Raw genomic sequence first — 16,807 nt, 5'->3', positions numbered from 1 at the left:
TACCCGTGTAGTGAGCTTCGTTCAAGTCTTGAAGGTATGGAGGTGGGCTGGTGAAGGGCTACCGAAGCCGCTGACTGATCACCTTCGAGACGCCGTCGCCCTGCATGGACACGCCGTACAGCGCGTCGGCGACCTCCATCGTCCGCTTCTGGTGCGTGATCACGATGAGCTGCGAGGCCTCCTGCAGCTCCTCCATGATGCGGATGAGCCGCTGCAGGTTGGTGTCGTCGAGCGCGGCCTCGACCTCGTCCATCACATAGAAGGGACTCGGCCGCGCCTTGAAGATCGAGACGAGCAGCGCGACGGCGGTCAGCGAGCGCTCGCCGCCGGAGAGCAGCGAGAGCCGCTTGACCTTCTTGCCCGGCGGGCGCGCCTCGACGTCGACTCCCGTAGCGAGCATGTTGTCGGGATCGGTCAGGATGAGCCGTCCCTCGCCGCCCGGGAAGAGCCGCGAGAAGACGCCCTCGAACTCACGGGCGGTGTCCCGGTAGGCCTCGGTGAAGACCTGCTCGACACGCTCGTCGACCTCCTTCACCACTTGCAGGAGATCGGCCCGCGTCTTCTTCAGGTCCTCCAGCTGCTCGCTCAGGAACTTGTGGCGCTCCTCAAGCGCGGCGAACTCCTCAAGCGCTAGCGGGTTCACCTTCCCGAGCTGCTGGTACGCCCGTTCGGCTGACCTCAGCCGCTTCTCCTGCTCACCGCGGACGTACGGCACGGGCCTGTTGCGCGGGTGCTCCGGGTCGTCGGGAAGCTCCTCGCCCTCGGCCGCGGGGGAGGGCGGCACGAGCTGGTCGGGGCCGTAGTCGGAGACGAGCCCTGCCGGTTCCACACCGAGTTCCTCCAGCGCCTTGGACTCCAGCTGCTCGATCCGCAGCCGCTTCTCGGCACCGAGTACCTCGCCGCGGTGGACTGAATCCGTCAACTTGTCGAGCTCCGCCTTGAGGTCGCGCCCCTGGCCACGCTCGGCGGCGAGATCCCGCTCCCGCGCCTCCTTGGCGCGCTCGGCGGCGCCGCGCTCCTCCTGCGCCCGTACGAGGGAGACCTCCACGTGCGCAAGCAATTGCCGCGCGCCACGGGCGACGGCCTCGGCGACCGCGGCCTCGTGCCGCATCCGGGCCTTGCGCTGCTCGGCACGCGCGCGTGCCTCGCGTTCGGCGCGCGCGGCCCGGTCGAGCGAATCGGCGCGCCCCGCGAGCCCCTTGACCCGCTCCTCGTGCGTACGCACCTGGAGCCTGGCCTCCATCTCGGTCTGCCGGGCATTGGCCCCATCGGCGGCGAGCCGGTCGCGTACGGAAGTGTCGGGCTCCTCCTCGACCGGAGCCTCCTGGGCCACCGCGAGCCGCTCGGCCAGTTCCTCGGCGTCCTCGACCGCCTTGTCCAGCGCCTCCTGAGCCTTGGCCGCGGCGGCCGCACTGCGCTCGGCCTCGCCCGCGGCGCCACGCGCCTGCCCGGCGAGCGCGCCCAACTCCTGTGCCACGGCGGACTTCTCCCGGTCGGCGGCGCGCCTGCGCTCCCCCAACTCCTCGACGAGCGCGGCCACCTCCTTGCGCCGCTCTCCCGCATCCTGCTGGGCGCGCGCCAACTCGTCGCACTGCTCGGCGAGTTGTTCCAGCTCGGCCGCCGCTTCGTCGACGGATGCCTGTACTTCGAGAAGGCTCGGCGCCCCGGCGGAACCGCCCTGCGCGAAGTGCGCCCCGAGCAGGTCGCCTTCGGTGGTGACGGCGGTGAGCTCCGGGTGTGCGTAGACGAAGTCCTCGGCATCCTCCAGCGTGCCGACGGCGACCATCCCCCGCAGCAACCGCCGCACCGACGGCATCAACTCAGCAGGCCCGCGCACCAGTTCGGCGACCAGGGGCGGCCCGTCGGAGCCCGCTGGCCGTACGTCACCCGGGGCACCGTCCTCAGGAGCCCCCGCAAGGAGCAGTGCTGCCCGCCCCGCGTCCTGCTTGCGCAGCAGCCGGATGGCCTCCGCCGCCGACGCCGGTGTGGTCACCGCGATCGCGTCAGCGGCGGCACCGAACGCCGCCGCGACGGCGACCTCGTACCCCGGAGCGATCGAGAGCAGCTCGGCCGCCGGACCGAGCAGCCCCGTGAGGCGGTCCTTGGCGGCGAGCAGCGCCCCGGTCCCGTCCTTGCGGCGCAGGCCGAGCGCGAGCGCCTCGTGCCGGGCGGCGACCGCGGCCCGCTTGCGTTCGGCGGCGGTCGCCGCCTCCCGAGCCGCGGTCAGCGCACCCTCGGCCTCCGCGAGGGAACGCTTCGCCTCGTCGTGCCGCTCGCCGAGCTCCGCGTCGCCCGCGTCGAGCCCGTCGACCTCCGCCTTCAGCTGCTCGTACTCCTCCTGGGCGGTGACCGCGCGCTCCCCCGCCTCGTCACGCGCCACGGCGAGCCGGTCGATCTCGGCCTGCGCGGAGCCCGCCCGCGAGCGCGCGGCGTTGACCTGGCCGTTCAGCCGCGCGAGCCCTTCACGCCGGTCGGCGATGGCCCGCGCGACGTCCTTGAGGCGGCGCTCCTCGACCGCGAGCTCCCGCTCCAGATCGGCACGGTGGCCGACCGTGTCCTCCAGGGCGTGCTCCGCGGCCTCCAGGGCGGCTTCCAGCTCCGCCTCCTGCTCGCGGATCCGCGCGGCCTCGCGCTCCATGTCCTCGGGGTCACGGCCACGCCGCTCCTCGGGGGGCGCGGCCGTCGCGCTCTTCACCCGGGCGTCGGCCAGCGACACCGTGCCGCGCACCCGCTCGGCCAGCTGCGACAGCTCGTACCACGTCTGCTGCGCCCGCTGGAGCCGCGGCGTGAGGCGGCGCACCTCGTCCTCCAGCTCGGCCTCCCGCTGGAGCGCCTTCTTCAGCTCGGCCTCGGCGGTGTCCTTGCGCCGCTTGAGCTCCGCCTCGTCGGCGATCTCGGTGCGCAGCGCGTCCCGCAGGCGTACGAGGTCGTCGGCGAGCAGCCGCAGCCGGGCGTCGCGCAGATCGGCCTGGATGACGGCGGCCCTGCGCGCCACGGCGGCCTGCCGGCCGAGCGGCTTGAGCTGGCGCCGCAGCTCGTCGGTGAGGTCCTGGACGCGGGCGAGGTTGGCCTGCATCGCGTCGAGCTTGCGCAGGGCCTTCTCTTTGCGCTTGCGGTGTTTGAGGACGCCCGCGGCCTCCTCGATGAAGGCGCGGCGGCCCATGGGGTCGGCGTGCAGTACGCCGTCGAGCTGGCCCTGGCCGACGATGACGTGCATCTCGCGCCCGATGCCGGAGTCGGAGAGCAGTTCCTGGATGTCGAGCAGCCGGCAGGTGTCCCCGTTGATCTGGTACTCGCTGCCGCCGTTGCGGAACATGATGCGCGTGATGGTGACTTCGGCGTACTCGATGGGCAGGGCGCCGTCGGAGTTGTCGATGGTGAGGGAAACCTCCGCGCGGCCGAGCGGCGGGCGCCCGGTGGTGCCGGCGAAGATGACGTCCTCCATCTTGCCGCCGCGCAGCGACTTGGCACCCTGCTCGCCCATGACCCAGGACAGCGCGTCCACGACATTGGACTTGCCGGAGCCGTTCGGTCCGACGACGCAGGTGATGCCCGGCTCGAACTTCAGCGTCGTCGCCGACGCGAAGGATTTGAAACCGCGCAGTGTCAAGGCCTTGAGGTGCACGCCGCCGGACTCTACCTTTCACTGACCGTTTCACCCAGGAAGATGCAGGGCACATCAGACGGTAAAGGAAGCGACACACGCGGCGACAAGCGGCAACAAGCGGCGACAAGAAAGAAGGGACGCCGAAGCGTCCCTTGCAGATCTGGACAAGCGGCTGACAGGGCAGCCTGACCACGTGCGTTAACAGGCATCCCACGGACCGGGAGAATGCGTGACGTGATCAAGCGTTACGCGAGGTCGTGTGAGGTGAGCGCCTTACTGAAGGTGGTGGTCAGGTGAGCGCAGGCTCCGCCTGGGGTACGTCGATGCTCTCCAGGAGCGATTCGTGAGAAGCGGCAGCCGCGAGCGCGTCGTTCTCGGCCTGGATCTTCACGAGCTCAGATTCCAGGTCCTGGACGCGCTGCTGGAGCCGTCGCATCTCGGCGAGAAGTCGCGGGTCGGAACCGCCGACGTAACCGAGAAGCGCCTTTGCCATGATGGATGGTCCTCCACAATGAGTGACCGACCGAAGCGGTGTGGGTCGTGAGGGAATCGCACCCGCGGTGCTTGGCACTCGTTGTTTCTTGCTGGGTCTTGCGGGCCGTTCTCACATGCCAAACAGCTAAGGTGCGCGGGGCTTCCAGAGTCTCACCAAAAAGTTTGACGGTCAACACGATCACGCCCCGTATTGGCGGGCAACCCGGGGGTCTGCGGCCGTGGAAACGGCGGCGCTGCCTCTGCTGCGGGGCCCTGAGGGCGTGTCGATCTTCCTTCACCTGGGAGCCTGCCACGGCGGGACGTTCTTGGCAACCACCAGGCGTTTTCTGCCCCGGGCAGTTGCCACGGCCACATCGGAGCGGCCCCGCCCGGCAGCCCTCCGTCAGCGAATCGCGAACGTCTCGTAGATGCCGCGCGGAGTGTCCCAGATCTCAGTGACGCCGTCGACGCGGCCGGGTGTGTCGCCCTCGCGAAGCCAGTCGAGCAGTCCCTGGGCACCCGCGCGGGGACCCTCGGCGACGACCTGCACACGGCCGTCCTCCAGATTGAGAGCAAAACCACTCAGGCCCCCGATCTCCAGAGCCTTGGCCCGCGTGAACCAGCGGAAACCCACGCCTTGCACCTGGCCACGCACCCACGCCGTGACTCTGACTTCTTCGTTCATGGGTGCACGCTAACCGGCCAATTGCTCTCGGAGCACTTCGTCCCCATGCGCCATCGCGTACAGTCCCGACTCGATGAGCCTCACTCGTATGGGTGAGCCACGTTGACCGCTGAGGACGAGGAAGGCCAGGAGATGGGACGCCACCGACGCTCCGGCGCAGGGGCAGCCGCCACCGGCCGCGCCACTGGGGTCTCCGACACATACGCGGGCGAGTACGCCGGCGCCCCGGAGCCCCGCCCCGCCACCGTGTCACACCGCCACAGGGGCCGCCGCGCCACCCCGGTGCGCACCGGCCTGCTCGGTGTGTCCGCGGCTGTGGCGATGGGCGCCGTGGTCGTCGCCTCCGGTCTGGTCCCCGGCGCTGAGAACTACTCCCTCGGCGGAGGCGGCGACTCGAACAAGGTCCGTGCCGCCACCACTCCCAGCGAGGTCGCGCCCCAGGGCGGCGACACCGGCACCGCCGAGCGCGAGTCGGCCCCGCCGAGCCGCGGCTCCGACCGCCCCGACGCTCCGGCCCCCTCCCCCTCGCAGTCCACCGAGAAGCCTTCGGCGGAGCCGTCGAAGAAGCCGTCGTCCAAGGCGCCCACAGCGCCTAAGACCGACGAGAAGAAGAAGACGAAGCCCCCGAGCCCCTCGCGCACCCCCTCCGAGAAGCCCAAGGCCCCGCCGGCCGCCGGATCGAAGTCGCCGTCTGCCGAGAGCGTGGCCGAGGCGGATGTGCTCACCCTGGTCAATCAGGAGCGGGCCAAGGTGGGCTGCTCCCCCGTGAGCGGCGACGCCGCGCTGGCCTCGCTCGCCGGGGACTTCAGCGCGGACATGGCCGAGCGCGACTTCTTCGACCACACCGACCCGGACGGCGCGACTCCGTGGGACCGCGCCGAGAAGGCCGGGATATCGGACCTGGGCGGCGAGAACATCGCCCGGGGCCAGGCCAATGCCCAGTCCGTGATGGACGCCTGGATGAACAGCGCCGGCCACCGGGCGAACATCCTCAACTGCGACTACAAAACCCTGGGCGTCGGCGCGCATTTCGCGCCGGGCGGCCCCTGGTGGACGCAGGACTTCGGCTTCTAGCAGGACTTCGACTCGCAGCGCGCACTAACTCCTGGTTAGCGCTACCCGTGAGCTAGCACTGTGCAGGAGTACGCTGTCCGTATGGATTCCACCGCTCAGGCCGAGAACGGCGCGGACATGGCGTACGACGTGTTCTCCAAGCTGTGCCCCTCGCGCGGCACCCTGGAGCACGTCACCGGACGCTGGGGCGCGCTGACCCTGGGCGCGCTGCACGACGGCACGTTCCGTTTCAACGAACTGCGCCGCCGGGTCGACGGCGTGAGCGAGAAGATGCTGTCCCAGACGCTGCACGCGCTGGAGCGCGACGGCCTGGTCCACCGCGACGCGCAGCCCACCAATCCGCCGCGCGTGGACTATCAACTCACCCCGCTGGGACGGGAGATCACCGACCGTCTGATGGGCCTCATCCACTTCGTGGAGGGCAGGATGGACGGCGTGATCGAAGCCCGCGAGCGCTACGACGAGCGGACGGCCGGCGGCCGCTGACAGCGCGGGCAGAAGTAGCTGGAGCGGTTCATCCAAGGGCGCCGGCGCATCGGCGTACCGCAGCGGCGGCACGGCTCGTCCTCACGTCCATAGGCGTCGAGCGACCGCTCGAAGTACCCGGACTCGCCGTTCACGTTCACGTACAGGCTGTCGAAGCTGGTGCCGCCGACGGCGAGGGCGGCGTTCATCACGTCCCGTACGTGGCCCAGGAGTTGGGCCGTGCGCGGGCGCGTGAACGTGGCGGTGGGGCGCTCGTAGTGCAGCTTCGCCCGCCAAAGGGCCTCGTCCGCGTAGATGTTGCCGACGCCGCTGATCAACGACTGGTCGAGCAGGGCACGTTTGATCGTCGTACGGCGACGGCGCAGCGCGGTGTGGAAGGCCGCGTCGTCGAACTGCTCGTCGAGCGGGTCGCGTGCGATGTGCGCGATGACGTCAGGGAGCCCGTCCGGGGTGGTCGCGTGCAGCGAAAGCCCGCCGAAGGTCCGCTGGTCGACGAAGCGCAGCTCGGTGCCGAGCGCGTCGGCGAACCGCATCCGAATCCTCAAGTGCTTCTCGTCGGGCGCCTCTTGGGGCTGGACGAGCAGCTGCCCGCTCATGCCGAGATGGGCGAGGATCGAGGTGCCGCTGTCCTCGACGGGCAGCCAGAGGTACTTCCCGCGCCGCATCGCCGTACCGACCCGGTGGCCCTTGAGGCGGAGCCCGAAGTCGTCACCGCCGGCGAGGTGCCGCCGCACGGCGCGCGGATGCAGCACCTCGACATCGGCGACGGTCCGATGAGCCACCCACCGCTCAAGACCGCGCCGGACAACTTCGACCTCGGGCAGCTCGGGCACGGGGATTCACTCCGGGGTAAACGGGTGGGTGGGCGGGAAAAATGCCGCGAAGCGGCGAAATGGCTGGTGCCGGCCACCCAGAGGGCGACCGGCACCAAACACTAGAACAACGGTCAGGCAGACGAGGCTTCAGCGGCCCCATCAACCTCCGCGGCAGCGGGAGCAGCCGGCGCGGCGGCGGTAACCTCCGCCGCCTTGATCCGCTCATCCGCGGCAGCGCGAATCTCGCGCCACGCGGACTCCGCGGCCTGCTGCTCCGCTTCCTTCTTGCTGCGGCCGGTGCCGGTGCCGTACGAGACGCCTCCGACGCGGGCGGCAGCAGTAAAGGTCTTCTCGTGGTCCGGGCCGCTCTCCGTGACGAGGTACTCGGGAACGCCGAGGCTCTCGGTGGCGGTGAGCTCCTGGAGGCTGGTCTTCCAGTCCAGGCCCGCTCCCAGGTTCGAGGACTTCTCGATCAGCGGGTCGAAGAGCCGGTGCACCAGCTCGCCCGCCGCGTCCAGACCCTGGTCCAGATAGACCGCGCCGATCACCGCTTCAAGGGTGTCGGCGAGGATGGAGGCCTTGTCCCGGCCACCCGTACCCTCTTCGCCCCGGCCGAGCCGGATGAAGGAGCCGAGTTCGAGGCCACGACTGACCTCCGCCAGCGCACGCGAATTGACCACCGCGGCCCGCAACTTGGCCAGCTGGCCTTCGGGCAGGTCGGGGTGGGTGCGATAGAGCGTGTCCGTGACGACGAGACCGAGCACCGAGTCCCCGAGGAACTCGAGCCGTTCATTCGTCGGCAGACCGCCGTTCTCGTACGCGTACGAACGGTGGGTCAGTGCACGCACCAGAAGGGCGGACTCGAGTTTGTACCCGAGCCGCCCTTCCAAAAGCGTGTGGGACGAGGCCGTGTTTTCCGCCTGCTTCTTGGCGTTTGCAGCCTTTTCAGCGTTGGCGTCTTCCGCCATCTTGTGGCTAGACACGGTGCCTCTCACCAGCCGCTCAGACCTCGAGGACCTGGCGCTTGTTGTACGTGCCGCAGCTCGGGCACGCGATGTGCTGCAGCTTCGGCTCCTGGCAACGCTCACACGAAACCAGAGTGGGGACCGCAGCCTTCCACTGCGACCGGCGGTGGCGCGTGTTGCTGCGCGACATCTTCCGCTTCGGAACAGCCACGGCTACTTCTCCTGCTTCTCGTCGACGCCGGCTTCGGCGCCGCTCACGTCGTCCTTCTCGCCGTCCTGGATGGTCCCGGCGAGTCCCTGCAATGCCGCCCAACGAATGTCGACGGCGTCATGGTGGTGCTCCGGGTCGTCCGCGAGCCGCGCTCCGCACTGGGAACACAGGCCCGGACAGTCGTCCTGGCACACCGGCTGCATCGGCAGTGCGAGCACTACCGCGTCACGCAGCACGGGCTCGAGGTCGAACAAGCCGTCCTCGAGATAGAGCGTGTCCTCGTCGTCCTCGGCGTCGTCGGCCGGTTCCGCTGCGCGGCCCCGGTCGTCGGCGTCAGGGTACGAGAACATCTCCTGGAAGTCCGCTTCCACCTCAAGCTTCAGCGGCTCCAGACACCTTACGCACTCCCCCTCGGCCGACGCACGGGCGGTGCCTGTGACAAGCACCCCTTCCATGACCGACTCAAGACGGATCTCCAGCTCGACCGGAGCACCTGCCGGCACTCCGATGACCCCTTCGATGCCGAAGACACCCGGAGAACCGGGGGCCTCGACGGAACGGGTCAGCCGCTGCTGCGCACCGGGACGCCGACCCAGCTCGTGTGTGTCGAACACGAGTGGGTTTCGGTGGTCAAGGCGAGCACTCAGGGCTTTTCCTGCTTTCGAATCCTGGAAGTTCAAGGAGACCGCCCCCGTCATGAGCTTCGCTCATTAGCCGGGCAGCCTGGATCGCGGACGTACGCGCGACCGAAGAGCCAGGATACTGGACCTTTCGCTCTCGGCCCAATCCGGTCCCGGGAGGACCGCGGACCGGGCGCTAGCGGCCCTGTTCGTACTGGCGCAGCTGCTCCGCCGTGATCATGCCGGTGTCGAAGAGGCTGGTCTCGTCGAGCACGCCGGGGGCCTGCTGCTGGTGCTGCTGCTGCGGGTCCCCGTACCCCTGCTGCTGGGTCTGGTCGTATCCCTGCTGCGGGTAGCCGTACGGATCCTGCTGCTGGTAGCCGTACGGGTCCTGCTGGGCGTACTGCTGCTGGTACGCGTACTGGTCCTGCTGCTGGTACGCGTACGGGTCCGGCTCCTGCTGGGGCGGGGCGTACGGCTGCTGCGCGGGGATCTGCGGGGGCGCCTGGGGAGGCTGCGGGGCGGCGGCGGCCGCCGGGGCGGGGGCCGCGGGCGCCGTGGGGTCGGTGAGGCCCGCGAGGTACTCGGCGTCCGTGGTGTGCGCCTGGGAAGCGAGGCCCTCGGCGAGGCCCGCGAGGTCGTCGGCGGGCGCACGGCCGTGCAGGGTCTGGCGGCCCCGGCCGACCGCCTCCAGGGTCTTGGCGAGGACCGCCTCGAAGGCGCCGAGCTTGGCGTCGACGTACGCGTCCGCGTCCCGGCGCAGCGTCTCGGGGTCGTGGCTGCGCTGCGGGGCGTCCTCGTCCTCGTAACCCTGCTCGTCGAGGCCGGGGCCCGTGCCGAGGAGCTTCTCGCGGCCGCGGCCGACGGAGCCGAGGGTCTTGGTGAGGACGACCTCGAAGTTGGCCAGCTTGCTGTCCACGTAGTCGTCGGCCTCGACGCGGACCTCGTCGGCTGCCTGCCTGGCCTCGGCGAGGATGCGTTCGGCCTCGCCCTGGGAGCGGCGGGCGACCTCCGTGTCGGAGATCAGCGAACCGCGCTCGGCGTGCGCGGTCTCGATGATCCGGTCCGCCTCCTGGCGCGCCTGCTCGACGAGCTGCTCGCGGCCGCCGATGAGCTCCTGGGCCTGGGCGAGGGAGCCGGGCAGCGCCTGGCGCACCTCTTCGAGCATCGACAGCAGATCGGCGCGGTTGACCACGCACGAGGCCGACATGGGCATGGACCGGGCGCTGCCGACCGCCTCGACGATCTCGTCGATCTTCTTCTGCACGTCCACCGTGTGCTCGCCACTCTCTACAGCTGATTGGAGACGGACGGCACGACTGTAAGGCCAGTCGGCGGCCGTCCGACACCGGGTGACGGGCTGTCAGTGCGTCACTTCTTGCCGAGGCGCTCGGTGAGCGCCTCGTGGACCACCGGTGGCAGCAGGTGGGCGACGTCGCCGCCCCAGGCGGCCACTTCCTTGACCAGCGAGGAGGAGAGGAAGCTGTAGGTGGGGTTGGTGGGCACGAAGAGGGTCTCGACACCCGAGAGGCCGTTGTTCATCTGGGCCATCTGCAGCTCGTAGTCGAAGTCGCTGACCGCGCGCAGACCCTTGACGATGGCCGGGATGTCGCGCTGTTTGCAGAAGTCGACGAGGAGGCCGTGGAAGGACTCGACCTCGACGTTCCCGAAGTCGGCGGTCACCTCGCGGATCAGCTCGATCCGCTCGTCGACGGTGAACAGACCCTGCTTCGACTGATTGATCATCACCGCGACGTGCACCACGTCGTAGAGCCTGGAGGCGCGGGCGATGATGTCGAGGTGTCCATTGGTGATGGGGTCGAACGACCCCGGACAGACGGCGCGGCGCAACGTGAGTCCCTCGCTCTCCGGTCCGGTCATGGCGCGATCACTGAGTCGTCGCACGTAGAGGCGGCGCGACCGTACCAAAACGTGCCTTCGCCGTAGCGACGGGACCTCAGTGCTTCAAAGCCGTCGGGCCAGCCGAATTCTCCGCCTCTGGTACTGCGTTCAACGGTGACGAGCGCGTCGTCCGTGAGCCAGCCCCCCGCGCGGAGTGTGAGCAGGATCTCGCGAAGATCGTCATCGGTGACGACGTACGGAGGGTCGAGAAAGACCAGGTCGTACGGGGTCGTGGGGGCGCCGCCCTGGACGATCTGGGCCGCTTTGCCCGCCCTGACCTCGGCGCCGGGCAGGCCGATCGACTTCACGTTCTCCCTGACGGTGCGCACCGCTCGGGCGTCGGCCTCGACGAGCAGGGCGTGGCCCGCGCCGCGCGAGAGCGCTTCGAGGCCGATGGCTCCGGACCCGGCGTACAGGTCGAGGACGCGTGCCCCCTCCAGCGTGCCTTGCAGGGCCTGCCAGGTGGAGAACAGGCCCTCGCGTGCGCGGTCGGTCGTGGGCCGTGTGCCGTTTCCTGGCGGGACGGCGAGGCGACGTCCGCCGGCCACTCCGGCGATCACGCGGGTCATCTGAGTCCTTGTCGGTGAACGAACGTGCGGAAGATCCGGCCTCAGTCTCTCAGCCCCGGTGCCGCTCCTGCCTGTCAGCCCTTATCGCCTCCTGGTCATCCCTTGTCGAGGTACTGCTCGCGTTCGTCGTCGAGGAGGGCGTCCAGGGCGGTGCGCAGCTCGGGCAGGTGCTCAAGCTCCGGGTCGTTCGACACCACCGTCACGGCCTCCTCGCGGGCCTCGGCGATGATCTCCTCGTCCTCGATGACCGCGAGCATGCGCAGGCTGGAGCGGACACCGGACTGCGCCTGGCCCAGTACGTCACCCTCGCGGCGCTGCTCCAGGTCGATCCGGGAGAGCTCGAAGCCGTCGAGCGTGGCGGCCACGGCTGCCAGGCGGGCGCGGGCCGGGCTCGCCTCGGGCATGTCGGTGACCAGGAGGCAGAGGCCGGGGGCCGAGCCACGGCCGACGCGGCCGCGCAGCTGGTGCAGCTGCGATACGCCGAAGCGGTCCGCGTCCATGATCACCATCGCGGTGGCGTTCGGGACGTTCACGCCGACCTCGATGACCGTCGTCGCGACCAGGACCTGGGTCTCGCCCGCGGCGAAGCGGCGCATCACCGCGTCCTTGTCGTCGGGCTGCATGCGGCCGTGCAGGATCTCGACCTTCAGGCCGCTCAGCGGGCCGCGGGCGAGCTGCTCGGCGACCTCGATGACGGCGAGCGGGGGCCGCTTCTCGGCGGTGGCCTCCTCCTCGGCCTTCTTCTTGGCCTTCTTCGGGTCGGCGGCTTCGTCGACATCGTCGCCGATCCGGGGGCAGACCACGTACGCCTGGTGGCCGTTCTCGACCTCCTCGCGCACGCGCTCCCACGCGCGTGCCAGGAAGTGGGGCTTGTCCTCGGCCGGGACGACGTGGCTGGCGATCGGTGAACGGCCCGCGGGGAGCTGGTCGAGGACCGAGGTCTCCAGGTCGCCGAAGACCGTCATCGCGACCGTGCGCGGAATGGGCGTGGCCGTCATGACCAGGAGGTGCGGGGGCTGCTTGCCCTTGCCGCGCAGGGCGTCGCGCTGCTCGACCCCGAAGCGGTGCTGTTCGTCCACGACGACCAGGCCCAGGTCGTGGAACTGGACCTTGTCCTCGATCAGCGCGTGCGTGCCGATGACGATCCCTGCCTCGCCGGTGACCAGGTCGAGCAGGGCCTGGCGCCGGCCCGCCACCCCCATGGAGCCGGTGAGCAGCGTGACCTTCGTGCCCTGGTCCGAGCCGCCGAGCATGCCGCCCTCGGCAAGGTCGCCCATCATCTCGGTGATCGAGCGGTGGTGCTGCTGGGCGAGGACCTCGGTGGGCGCGAGCATCGCGGCCTGCCCGCCCGCGTCCACGACGGCGAGCATGGCGCGCAGGGCCACCATCGTCTTACCGCTGCCCACCTCGCCCTGGAGGAGACGGTGCATGGGGTGCTCGGTCGCCAGGTCGTCGAAGATCTCCTTGGAGACCTTCTCCTGGCCCTCGGTGAGGGTGAAGGGCAGCTTGGCGTCGAAGGCGTCGAGCAGGCCGCCCGCGCGGGGGCGGCGGGCGATGGCGGGGAGCTGCGCGTCCGCGTACCTCCGGCGGGCCAGGGCCACCTGGAGGACGAAGGCCTCGTCCCACTTCAGGCGGGCGCGGGCGGATTCGATGTCCGCCTTGGTCTGCGGGCGGTGGATCTTCAGGAGCGCTTCGGGGAGCGGGATCAGCTCCCGGCCGTCGCGCAGGCTCGGCGGCAGCGGGTCGACGGCTTCCTGGGCGCTCGGCAGGACCGCGTCGACGGACTTGGCGATCTTCCAGGACTCCAGCTTGGCGGTGGCCGGGTAGATCGGGATGAGGGCGCCTGCCCAGGAGTCGACCGCCTCGTCGGCGTTGTCGGAGTCGCCCTTGAGGAGTTCGTACGCCGGGTGGGCGAGCTGCATCTTGCGGTTGAAGACGGATGCCTTGCCCGCGAACATCGCGCGTGTGCCCGGCAGCAGGTCCTTGTGCGGCTTGTGGATGCCCCGACCGAAGAAGACCAGCTGGAGCTGGCCGCTGCCGTCGGTGATCGTCACTTCGAGGCGCTGGCCCCTGCCGCCGTTGAACGTCAGGATGCGCGCCGTCGCAACCTGGGCGACCACCGTGACGTGCTCGTCCAGCGGCAGGTCGGCGAGGCGTGTGAGCTCGCCCCGCTCCGCGTACCGCCGCGGGTAGTGGTGCAGCAGGTCGCCGACGGTGTGCAGGTCCAGGTGCTCGGCCATCACCTTCGCGGTGGCGGGACCGACCACTTTCTTCAGGGGTTCTTCGAGCGCGGGCACGAGATCCATTGCACACCACGCCACTGACAATTCGGCGTACGTCCCCGAAATCCGCTGGTCAGGGCTGCTGGTCAGGAGGCCGAAGGCGGCGGCTACTCGACGCCGATCAGGAGCAGCGCCGACTGGCGTCCGCCGCGGTAGACCACCGTGTCGACCGCCAGATGCGCCTCGCGCACATGTTTCTCCAGGTCGTCGCCGAGGCTGTCCGGCACGTCGTCGCCGAGCACCAGCGTGACCATCTCGCCGCCCGCCGCCAGCATCCGGTCGAGGACGGAGCGTGCGGTGCGCGTGGTGTCGTCGCCGATCAGCGCGACGTCGCCGTCGATCAGGCCGAGGACGTCCCCTGCCTGGCAGATGCCCGCCATGGTCCACGACTGCCGCTCGGCGACGGCCAGTTCGGCGTACCGCGTCGCGCCTGCCGCCGAGGTCATCGCGACGACGTCCTCGTCGAAGCGGCGGTCCGGCTCGTGCACGGCGAGCGCCGCGATGCCCTGGACCGCGGACCGGGTCGGGATCAGCGCGACCCGCACCCCTTCGGTGCGGGCCTGCTCCGCCGCGGCGGCCGCGGTGTGGCGCAGCTCGGCATCGTTCGGCAGGAGCACCACTTCGCGCGCGTGGGCCCGCCGGATGGCGTCGACGAGCTCTCCGCTGGCGGGCGGCTCCCCGGGGCGCGTGGGCACGGTGGTCGCACCGGCATCGGCGTAGAGACCGGCGAGCCCCTCCCCCGGTACGACGGCGACGATCCCGCGCTGCACCCGCTCCCTGGGCGGCTGTACGGCGCCCGCGGTGTGCGCGTCGCCCACTCCGAAGTGGGTGATGCGGATGCGGTGGGGCCGCCCGGCCTCGACGCCCGCCTCGACGGCGGCGCCGGCGTCGTCCACATGGACGTGGACGTTCCACAGCCCGTCACCGCCGACGACGACGAGTGAGTCCCCGAGCCCGTCAAGCCGTGTCCGCAGCCGCGCGACGGCCGTATCGTCGGCCTCCAGGAGGTAGATGACCTCGAAGGCCGGGGCCGCGGCGTCGGCAGGGGTGTCCTGGCACTCGATGGGCTCCACGCGCGCGTGGCCGCCCGAAGCCGAGGCCGTCCTCCGGAGCACCGTCTCGCCCGACAGGACCTCCACGAGCGCCCCGAGCACCGCCACGAGCCCGCGCCCCCCGGCGTCCACCACTCCCGCGCGGCCGAGCACCGCGAGCTGCTCCGGCGTCGCGTCCAGCGCCCGGCACGCACCGTCGTACGCGGCCCGCGCCACCGCCCCGCAGTCGCCGTCGCCGTCGACGCCAGAGGCCCCAGAAGCCGCAGCGGACGCCGCGTCGGCAGCGGCGGCGGCCACCGTCAGGACCGTGCCCTCGACGGGGTGCGCCACCGCTTGGTAGGCGGACTCGGCGGCCCTCCGCAGCGCGAGCGCCAGCGCCCGGCTGTCGGCGTGATCAGTGTCACGGTCGGCGCCGAGGACCTGCGCCATGCCCCGCAGCAGCTGCGACAGGATCGTGCCCGAGTTCCCGCGGGCCCCGATCAGCGCGCCGTGCGCCATCGCCCGCGCGGCCTCGGCCAGCGAGGGGCGGGCGGGCTCCAGGCCAGTGAAGACCGCGTCGACCGCCTGGGACGCGGATTCCACGGTCAGGTAGAGGTTGGTTCCGGTGTCCCCGTCCGCGACCGGATAGACGTTGATCGCGTCGATCTCCTCGCGGGCCCGTCCCAGGGCGTCCAGAGCGAGGCCGCACCAGGCGCGCACCGCGACGGCGTCGAGGTTCTGCGGCACCTGCTCGCCTCCTAAGGGCATCCGGAATGGACGCAGCGTAGACCGGGAAGGGCGAAGGGCCCGGGGCGGGGCCGGGGCGAGACATGGTAGTTTCGTTCTATCGAAGCAGTCGTTGTATGCTGCTCCGGTTGCCCGATACCCATCGGGCCATTCCTCCTGGCAACGCCACCCACGATCATTGCACTGATCCCGGCATGCCGGGATTAACCGTAAGTGCATCTGAAGTCTTGGAGTGACCCGTGGCTGCCAACTGCGACGTCTGCGGCAAGGGGCCGAGCTTCGGCAACAACATCTCGCACTCTCACCGCCGTACGTCCCGTCGCTGGAACCCGAACATCCAGCGCGTTCGTGCCGTGGTCAGCGGGACGCCGAAGCGGCTCAACGCCTGCACCTCGTGCATCAAGGCCGGCAAGGTCTCGCGCTGACGCAAGTAAGCGCGGCCACCTAGCTGGTTGCTGAAAGAGCCGGTCCCCCTCGGGGGACCGGCTCTTTCGTGTGCCCTGTGTGCCTCGTGGGCCCGCAAAAGCCCGCCAGTACTTACTGGCCCTGGCCCCGGAATCGCCAGCCATGATCCACAGGCCCGATCCCGCCGCCGAGCGCGAACCCGGCCGCGATCGCCCCGGTCACGTACTCCTTCGCCGCCGCGACGGCCTCCGGCACCGGCAGACCCTTGGCCAGGTGCGAGGCGATGGCGCTCGCGAGGGTGCAGCCCGTGCCGTGCGTGTGGCGGTTGTCGTGGCGGGGCGCGCGCAGCCAGTGCTCGTCGGAGCCGTCGGTGAGCAGGTCCACCGCGTCACCCCGGAGGTGGCCGCCCTTGATGAGCGCCCATCGCGGGCCGTACGCCAGGAGGGCCGCCGCCGCCCGCCGCATCCCGTCCTCGGACTCGACCTGGACGCCCGTGAGCTGTGCGACCTCGTCGAGGTTCGGGGTCGCGACCGTGGCGACGGGCAGCAGCTTCGTCCGTACGGAGTCGAGCGCCGATGCGGCCAGGAGCGAGTCGCCGTGCTTGGAGACGCCCACCGGGTCGACGACCGAGGGGGCGTCGGTCCCCGCGATCAACTCGGCCACCGCCTCGACCAGTTCGGCAGAGGCGAGCATGCCGGTCTTGACGGCCTGTACGCCGATGTCGTCGACGACGCTGCGGTACTGCGCCCGCACCGCGTCCACCGGCAGCTCCCAAAAGCCTTGTACGCCGAGGGAGTTCTGCGCGGTGACGGCCGTGACGACGCTCATGCCGTGCGTGCCGAGTGCCAGCATCGTCTTCAAGTCGGCCTGGATGCCCGCGCCGCCGCCCGAGTCGGATCCCGCGACGGTCAGGACACGTGGGGGCACAGTCATG

Annotated in this window: 16 protein-coding genes; 3 read left to right on the top strand and 13 right to left on the bottom strand. The window is 70.5% G+C overall.

Annotated features, from left to right (window positions below; all coding sequences use genetic code 11):
- Positions 1 to 58 precede the first annotated feature (58 nt).
- The 3 genes from smc to ACWGI2_RS35615 all read right to left on the bottom strand — a co-directional run bounded on the left by smc (position 59) and on the right by ACWGI2_RS35615 (position 4,766).
- Complete coding sequence (gene smc / locus ACWGI2_RS35625; RefSeq protein ID WP_453699970.1) at positions 59 to 3,625, bottom strand: chromosome segregation protein SMC; 3,567 nt, start codon at positions 3,623 to 3,625, stop codon at positions 59 to 61.
- 271 nt (positions 3,626 to 3,896) lie between these two features.
- The gene (locus ACWGI2_RS35620) at positions 3,897 to 4,100 is read right to left on the bottom strand and encodes a hypothetical protein (RefSeq protein ID WP_135333243.1); all 204 of its coding nucleotides are present in this window, start codon (positions 4,098 to 4,100) and stop codon (positions 3,897 to 3,899) included.
- A 384-nt stretch (positions 4,101 to 4,484) separates the two neighbouring features.
- A complete protein-coding gene (locus tag ACWGI2_RS35615; RefSeq protein ID WP_453400963.1) occupies positions 4,485 to 4,766 on the bottom strand; it encodes an acylphosphatase in 282 nt (93 codons plus the stop codon).
- Positions 4,767 to 4,898: 132 nt separating this feature from the next.
- Between ACWGI2_RS35615 and ACWGI2_RS35610 the strand changes: the two genes are divergently transcribed.
- Both ACWGI2_RS35610 and ACWGI2_RS35605 read left to right on the top strand, forming a co-directional pair.
- Positions 4,899 to 5,840, top strand: coding sequence for a CAP domain-containing protein (locus ACWGI2_RS35610; RefSeq protein WP_453700123.1), 942 nt, complete (start codon positions 4,899 to 4,901; stop codon positions 5,838 to 5,840).
- A gap of 81 nt (positions 5,841 to 5,921) precedes the next feature.
- Entirely contained in the window at positions 5,922 to 6,326 is a 405-nt protein-coding gene (locus ACWGI2_RS35605) for a winged helix-turn-helix transcriptional regulator (RefSeq protein ID WP_453699969.1), read from the top strand.
- Here ACWGI2_RS35605 and mutM read toward each other — a convergent pair.
- The 9 genes from mutM to ACWGI2_RS35560 all read right to left on the bottom strand — a co-directional run bounded on the left by mutM (position 6,296) and on the right by ACWGI2_RS35560 (position 15,489).
- Positions 6,296 to 7,159 (bottom strand): bifunctional DNA-formamidopyrimidine glycosylase/DNA-(apurinic or apyrimidinic site) lyase, encoded by an 864-nt coding sequence (mutM, locus tag ACWGI2_RS35600; protein ID WP_453400965.1) that lies wholly within the window; start codon positions 7,157 to 7,159, stop codon positions 6,296 to 6,298. The two genes, ACWGI2_RS35605 and mutM, sit on opposite strands and share 31 nt — an antisense overlap.
- A gap of 113 nt (positions 7,160 to 7,272) precedes the next feature.
- Positions 7,273 to 8,136: a ribonuclease III gene (gene rnc, locus ACWGI2_RS35595; RefSeq protein WP_453400966.1), complete on the bottom strand. Its 864-nt coding sequence runs from the start codon at positions 8,134 to 8,136 to the stop codon at positions 7,273 to 7,275.
- A 7-nt stretch (positions 8,137 to 8,143) separates the two neighbouring features.
- Positions 8,144 to 8,317 carry a 50S ribosomal protein L32 gene (gene rpmF / locus ACWGI2_RS35590; protein WP_003965982.1) on the bottom strand — a complete coding sequence of 58 codons (174 nt, stop codon included), beginning with the start codon at positions 8,315 to 8,317 and terminating at the stop codon, positions 8,144 to 8,146.
- 2 nt (positions 8,318 to 8,319) lie between these two features.
- Positions 8,320 to 9,015: a YceD family protein gene (locus tag ACWGI2_RS35585; protein ID WP_453699967.1), complete on the bottom strand. Its 696-nt coding sequence runs from the start codon at positions 9,013 to 9,015 to the stop codon at positions 8,320 to 8,322.
- Positions 9,016 to 9,133: 118 nt separating this feature from the next.
- Positions 9,134 to 10,210, bottom strand: coding sequence for a cell division initiation protein (locus ACWGI2_RS35580; RefSeq protein WP_453400968.1), 1,077 nt, complete (start codon positions 10,208 to 10,210; stop codon positions 9,134 to 9,136).
- Positions 10,211 to 10,308: 98 nt separating this feature from the next.
- On the bottom strand, positions 10,309 to 10,788 hold the full coding sequence (gene coaD / locus ACWGI2_RS35575; RefSeq protein ID WP_453700122.1) for a pantetheine-phosphate adenylyltransferase: 480 nt from the start codon (positions 10,786 to 10,788) through the stop codon (positions 10,309 to 10,311).
- Positions 10,789 to 10,814: 26 nt separating this feature from the next.
- Entirely contained in the window at positions 10,815 to 11,408 is a 594-nt protein-coding gene (gene rsmD, locus ACWGI2_RS35570) for a 16S rRNA (guanine(966)-N(2))-methyltransferase RsmD (RefSeq protein WP_160507432.1), read from the bottom strand.
- A gap of 95 nt (positions 11,409 to 11,503) precedes the next feature.
- Positions 11,504 to 13,714, bottom strand: a complete 2,211-nt coding sequence (gene recG / locus ACWGI2_RS35565; protein ID WP_453699966.1) for an ATP-dependent DNA helicase RecG — start codon at positions 13,712 to 13,714, stop codon at positions 11,504 to 11,506.
- An 83-nt stretch (positions 13,715 to 13,797) separates the two neighbouring features.
- The gene (locus ACWGI2_RS35560; protein ID WP_453699964.1) at positions 13,798 to 15,489 is read right to left on the bottom strand and encodes a DAK2 domain-containing protein; all 1,692 of its coding nucleotides are present in this window, start codon (positions 15,487 to 15,489) and stop codon (positions 13,798 to 13,800) included.
- A 218-nt stretch (positions 15,490 to 15,707) separates the two neighbouring features.
- Here ACWGI2_RS35560 and rpmB point away from each other — a divergent pair, with 218 nt between their 5' ends.
- Positions 15,708 to 15,893 carry a 50S ribosomal protein L28 gene (gene rpmB / locus ACWGI2_RS35555; protein WP_160507429.1) on the top strand — a complete coding sequence of 62 codons (186 nt, stop codon included), beginning with the start codon at positions 15,708 to 15,710 and terminating at the stop codon, positions 15,891 to 15,893.
- A 112-nt stretch (positions 15,894 to 16,005) separates the two neighbouring features.
- Here rpmB and thiD read toward each other — a convergent pair whose 3' ends face one another.
- On the bottom strand, positions 16,006 to 16,806 hold the full coding sequence (gene thiD / locus ACWGI2_RS35550) for a bifunctional hydroxymethylpyrimidine kinase/phosphomethylpyrimidine kinase (protein WP_453699963.1): 801 nt from the start codon (positions 16,804 to 16,806) through the stop codon (positions 16,006 to 16,008).
- Position 16,807: the final 1 nt, after the last annotated feature.

The organism is Streptomyces sp. NPDC054866 (genome assembly GCF_053610745.1).
Note: the sequence above shows the minus strand (reverse complement) of the source record. Positions and strands in the feature narration are given on the sequence as shown.

Excerpts from the sequence above, each read along its gene's own strand:
- ACWGI2_RS35620 (WP_135333243.1), bottom strand. The coding sequence starts at position 4,100 with ATGGCAAAGGCGCTTCTCGGTTACGTCGGCGGTTCCGACCCGCGACTT.
- ACWGI2_RS35605 (WP_453699969.1), top strand. The coding sequence starts at position 5,922 with ATGGATTCCACCGCTCAGGCCGAGAACGGCGCGGACATGGCGTACGAC.
- thiD (WP_453699963.1), bottom strand. The coding sequence starts at position 16,806 with ATGACTGTGCCCCCACGTGTCCTGACCGTCGCGGGATCCGACTCGGGC.
- ACWGI2_RS35585 (WP_453699967.1), bottom strand. The coding sequence starts at position 9,015 with ATGACGGGGGCGGTCTCCTTGAACTTCCAGGATTCGAAAGCAGGAAAA.
- ACWGI2_RS35615 (WP_453400963.1), bottom strand. The coding sequence starts at position 4,766 with ATGAACGAAGAAGTCAGAGTCACGGCGTGGGTGCGTGGCCAGGTGCAA.
- ACWGI2_RS35560 (WP_453699964.1), bottom strand. The coding sequence starts at position 15,489 with ATGCCCTTAGGAGGCGAGCAGGTGCCGCAGAACCTCGACGCCGTCGCG.
- recG (WP_453699966.1), bottom strand. The coding sequence starts at position 13,714 with ATGGATCTCGTGCCCGCGCTCGAAGAACCCCTGAAGAAAGTGGTCGGT.
- ACWGI2_RS35610 (WP_453700123.1), top strand. The coding sequence starts at position 4,899 with ATGGGACGCCACCGACGCTCCGGCGCAGGGGCAGCCGCCACCGGCCGC.
- rsmD (WP_160507432.1), bottom strand. The coding sequence starts at position 11,408 with ATGACCCGCGTGATCGCCGGAGTGGCCGGCGGACGTCGCCTCGCCGTC.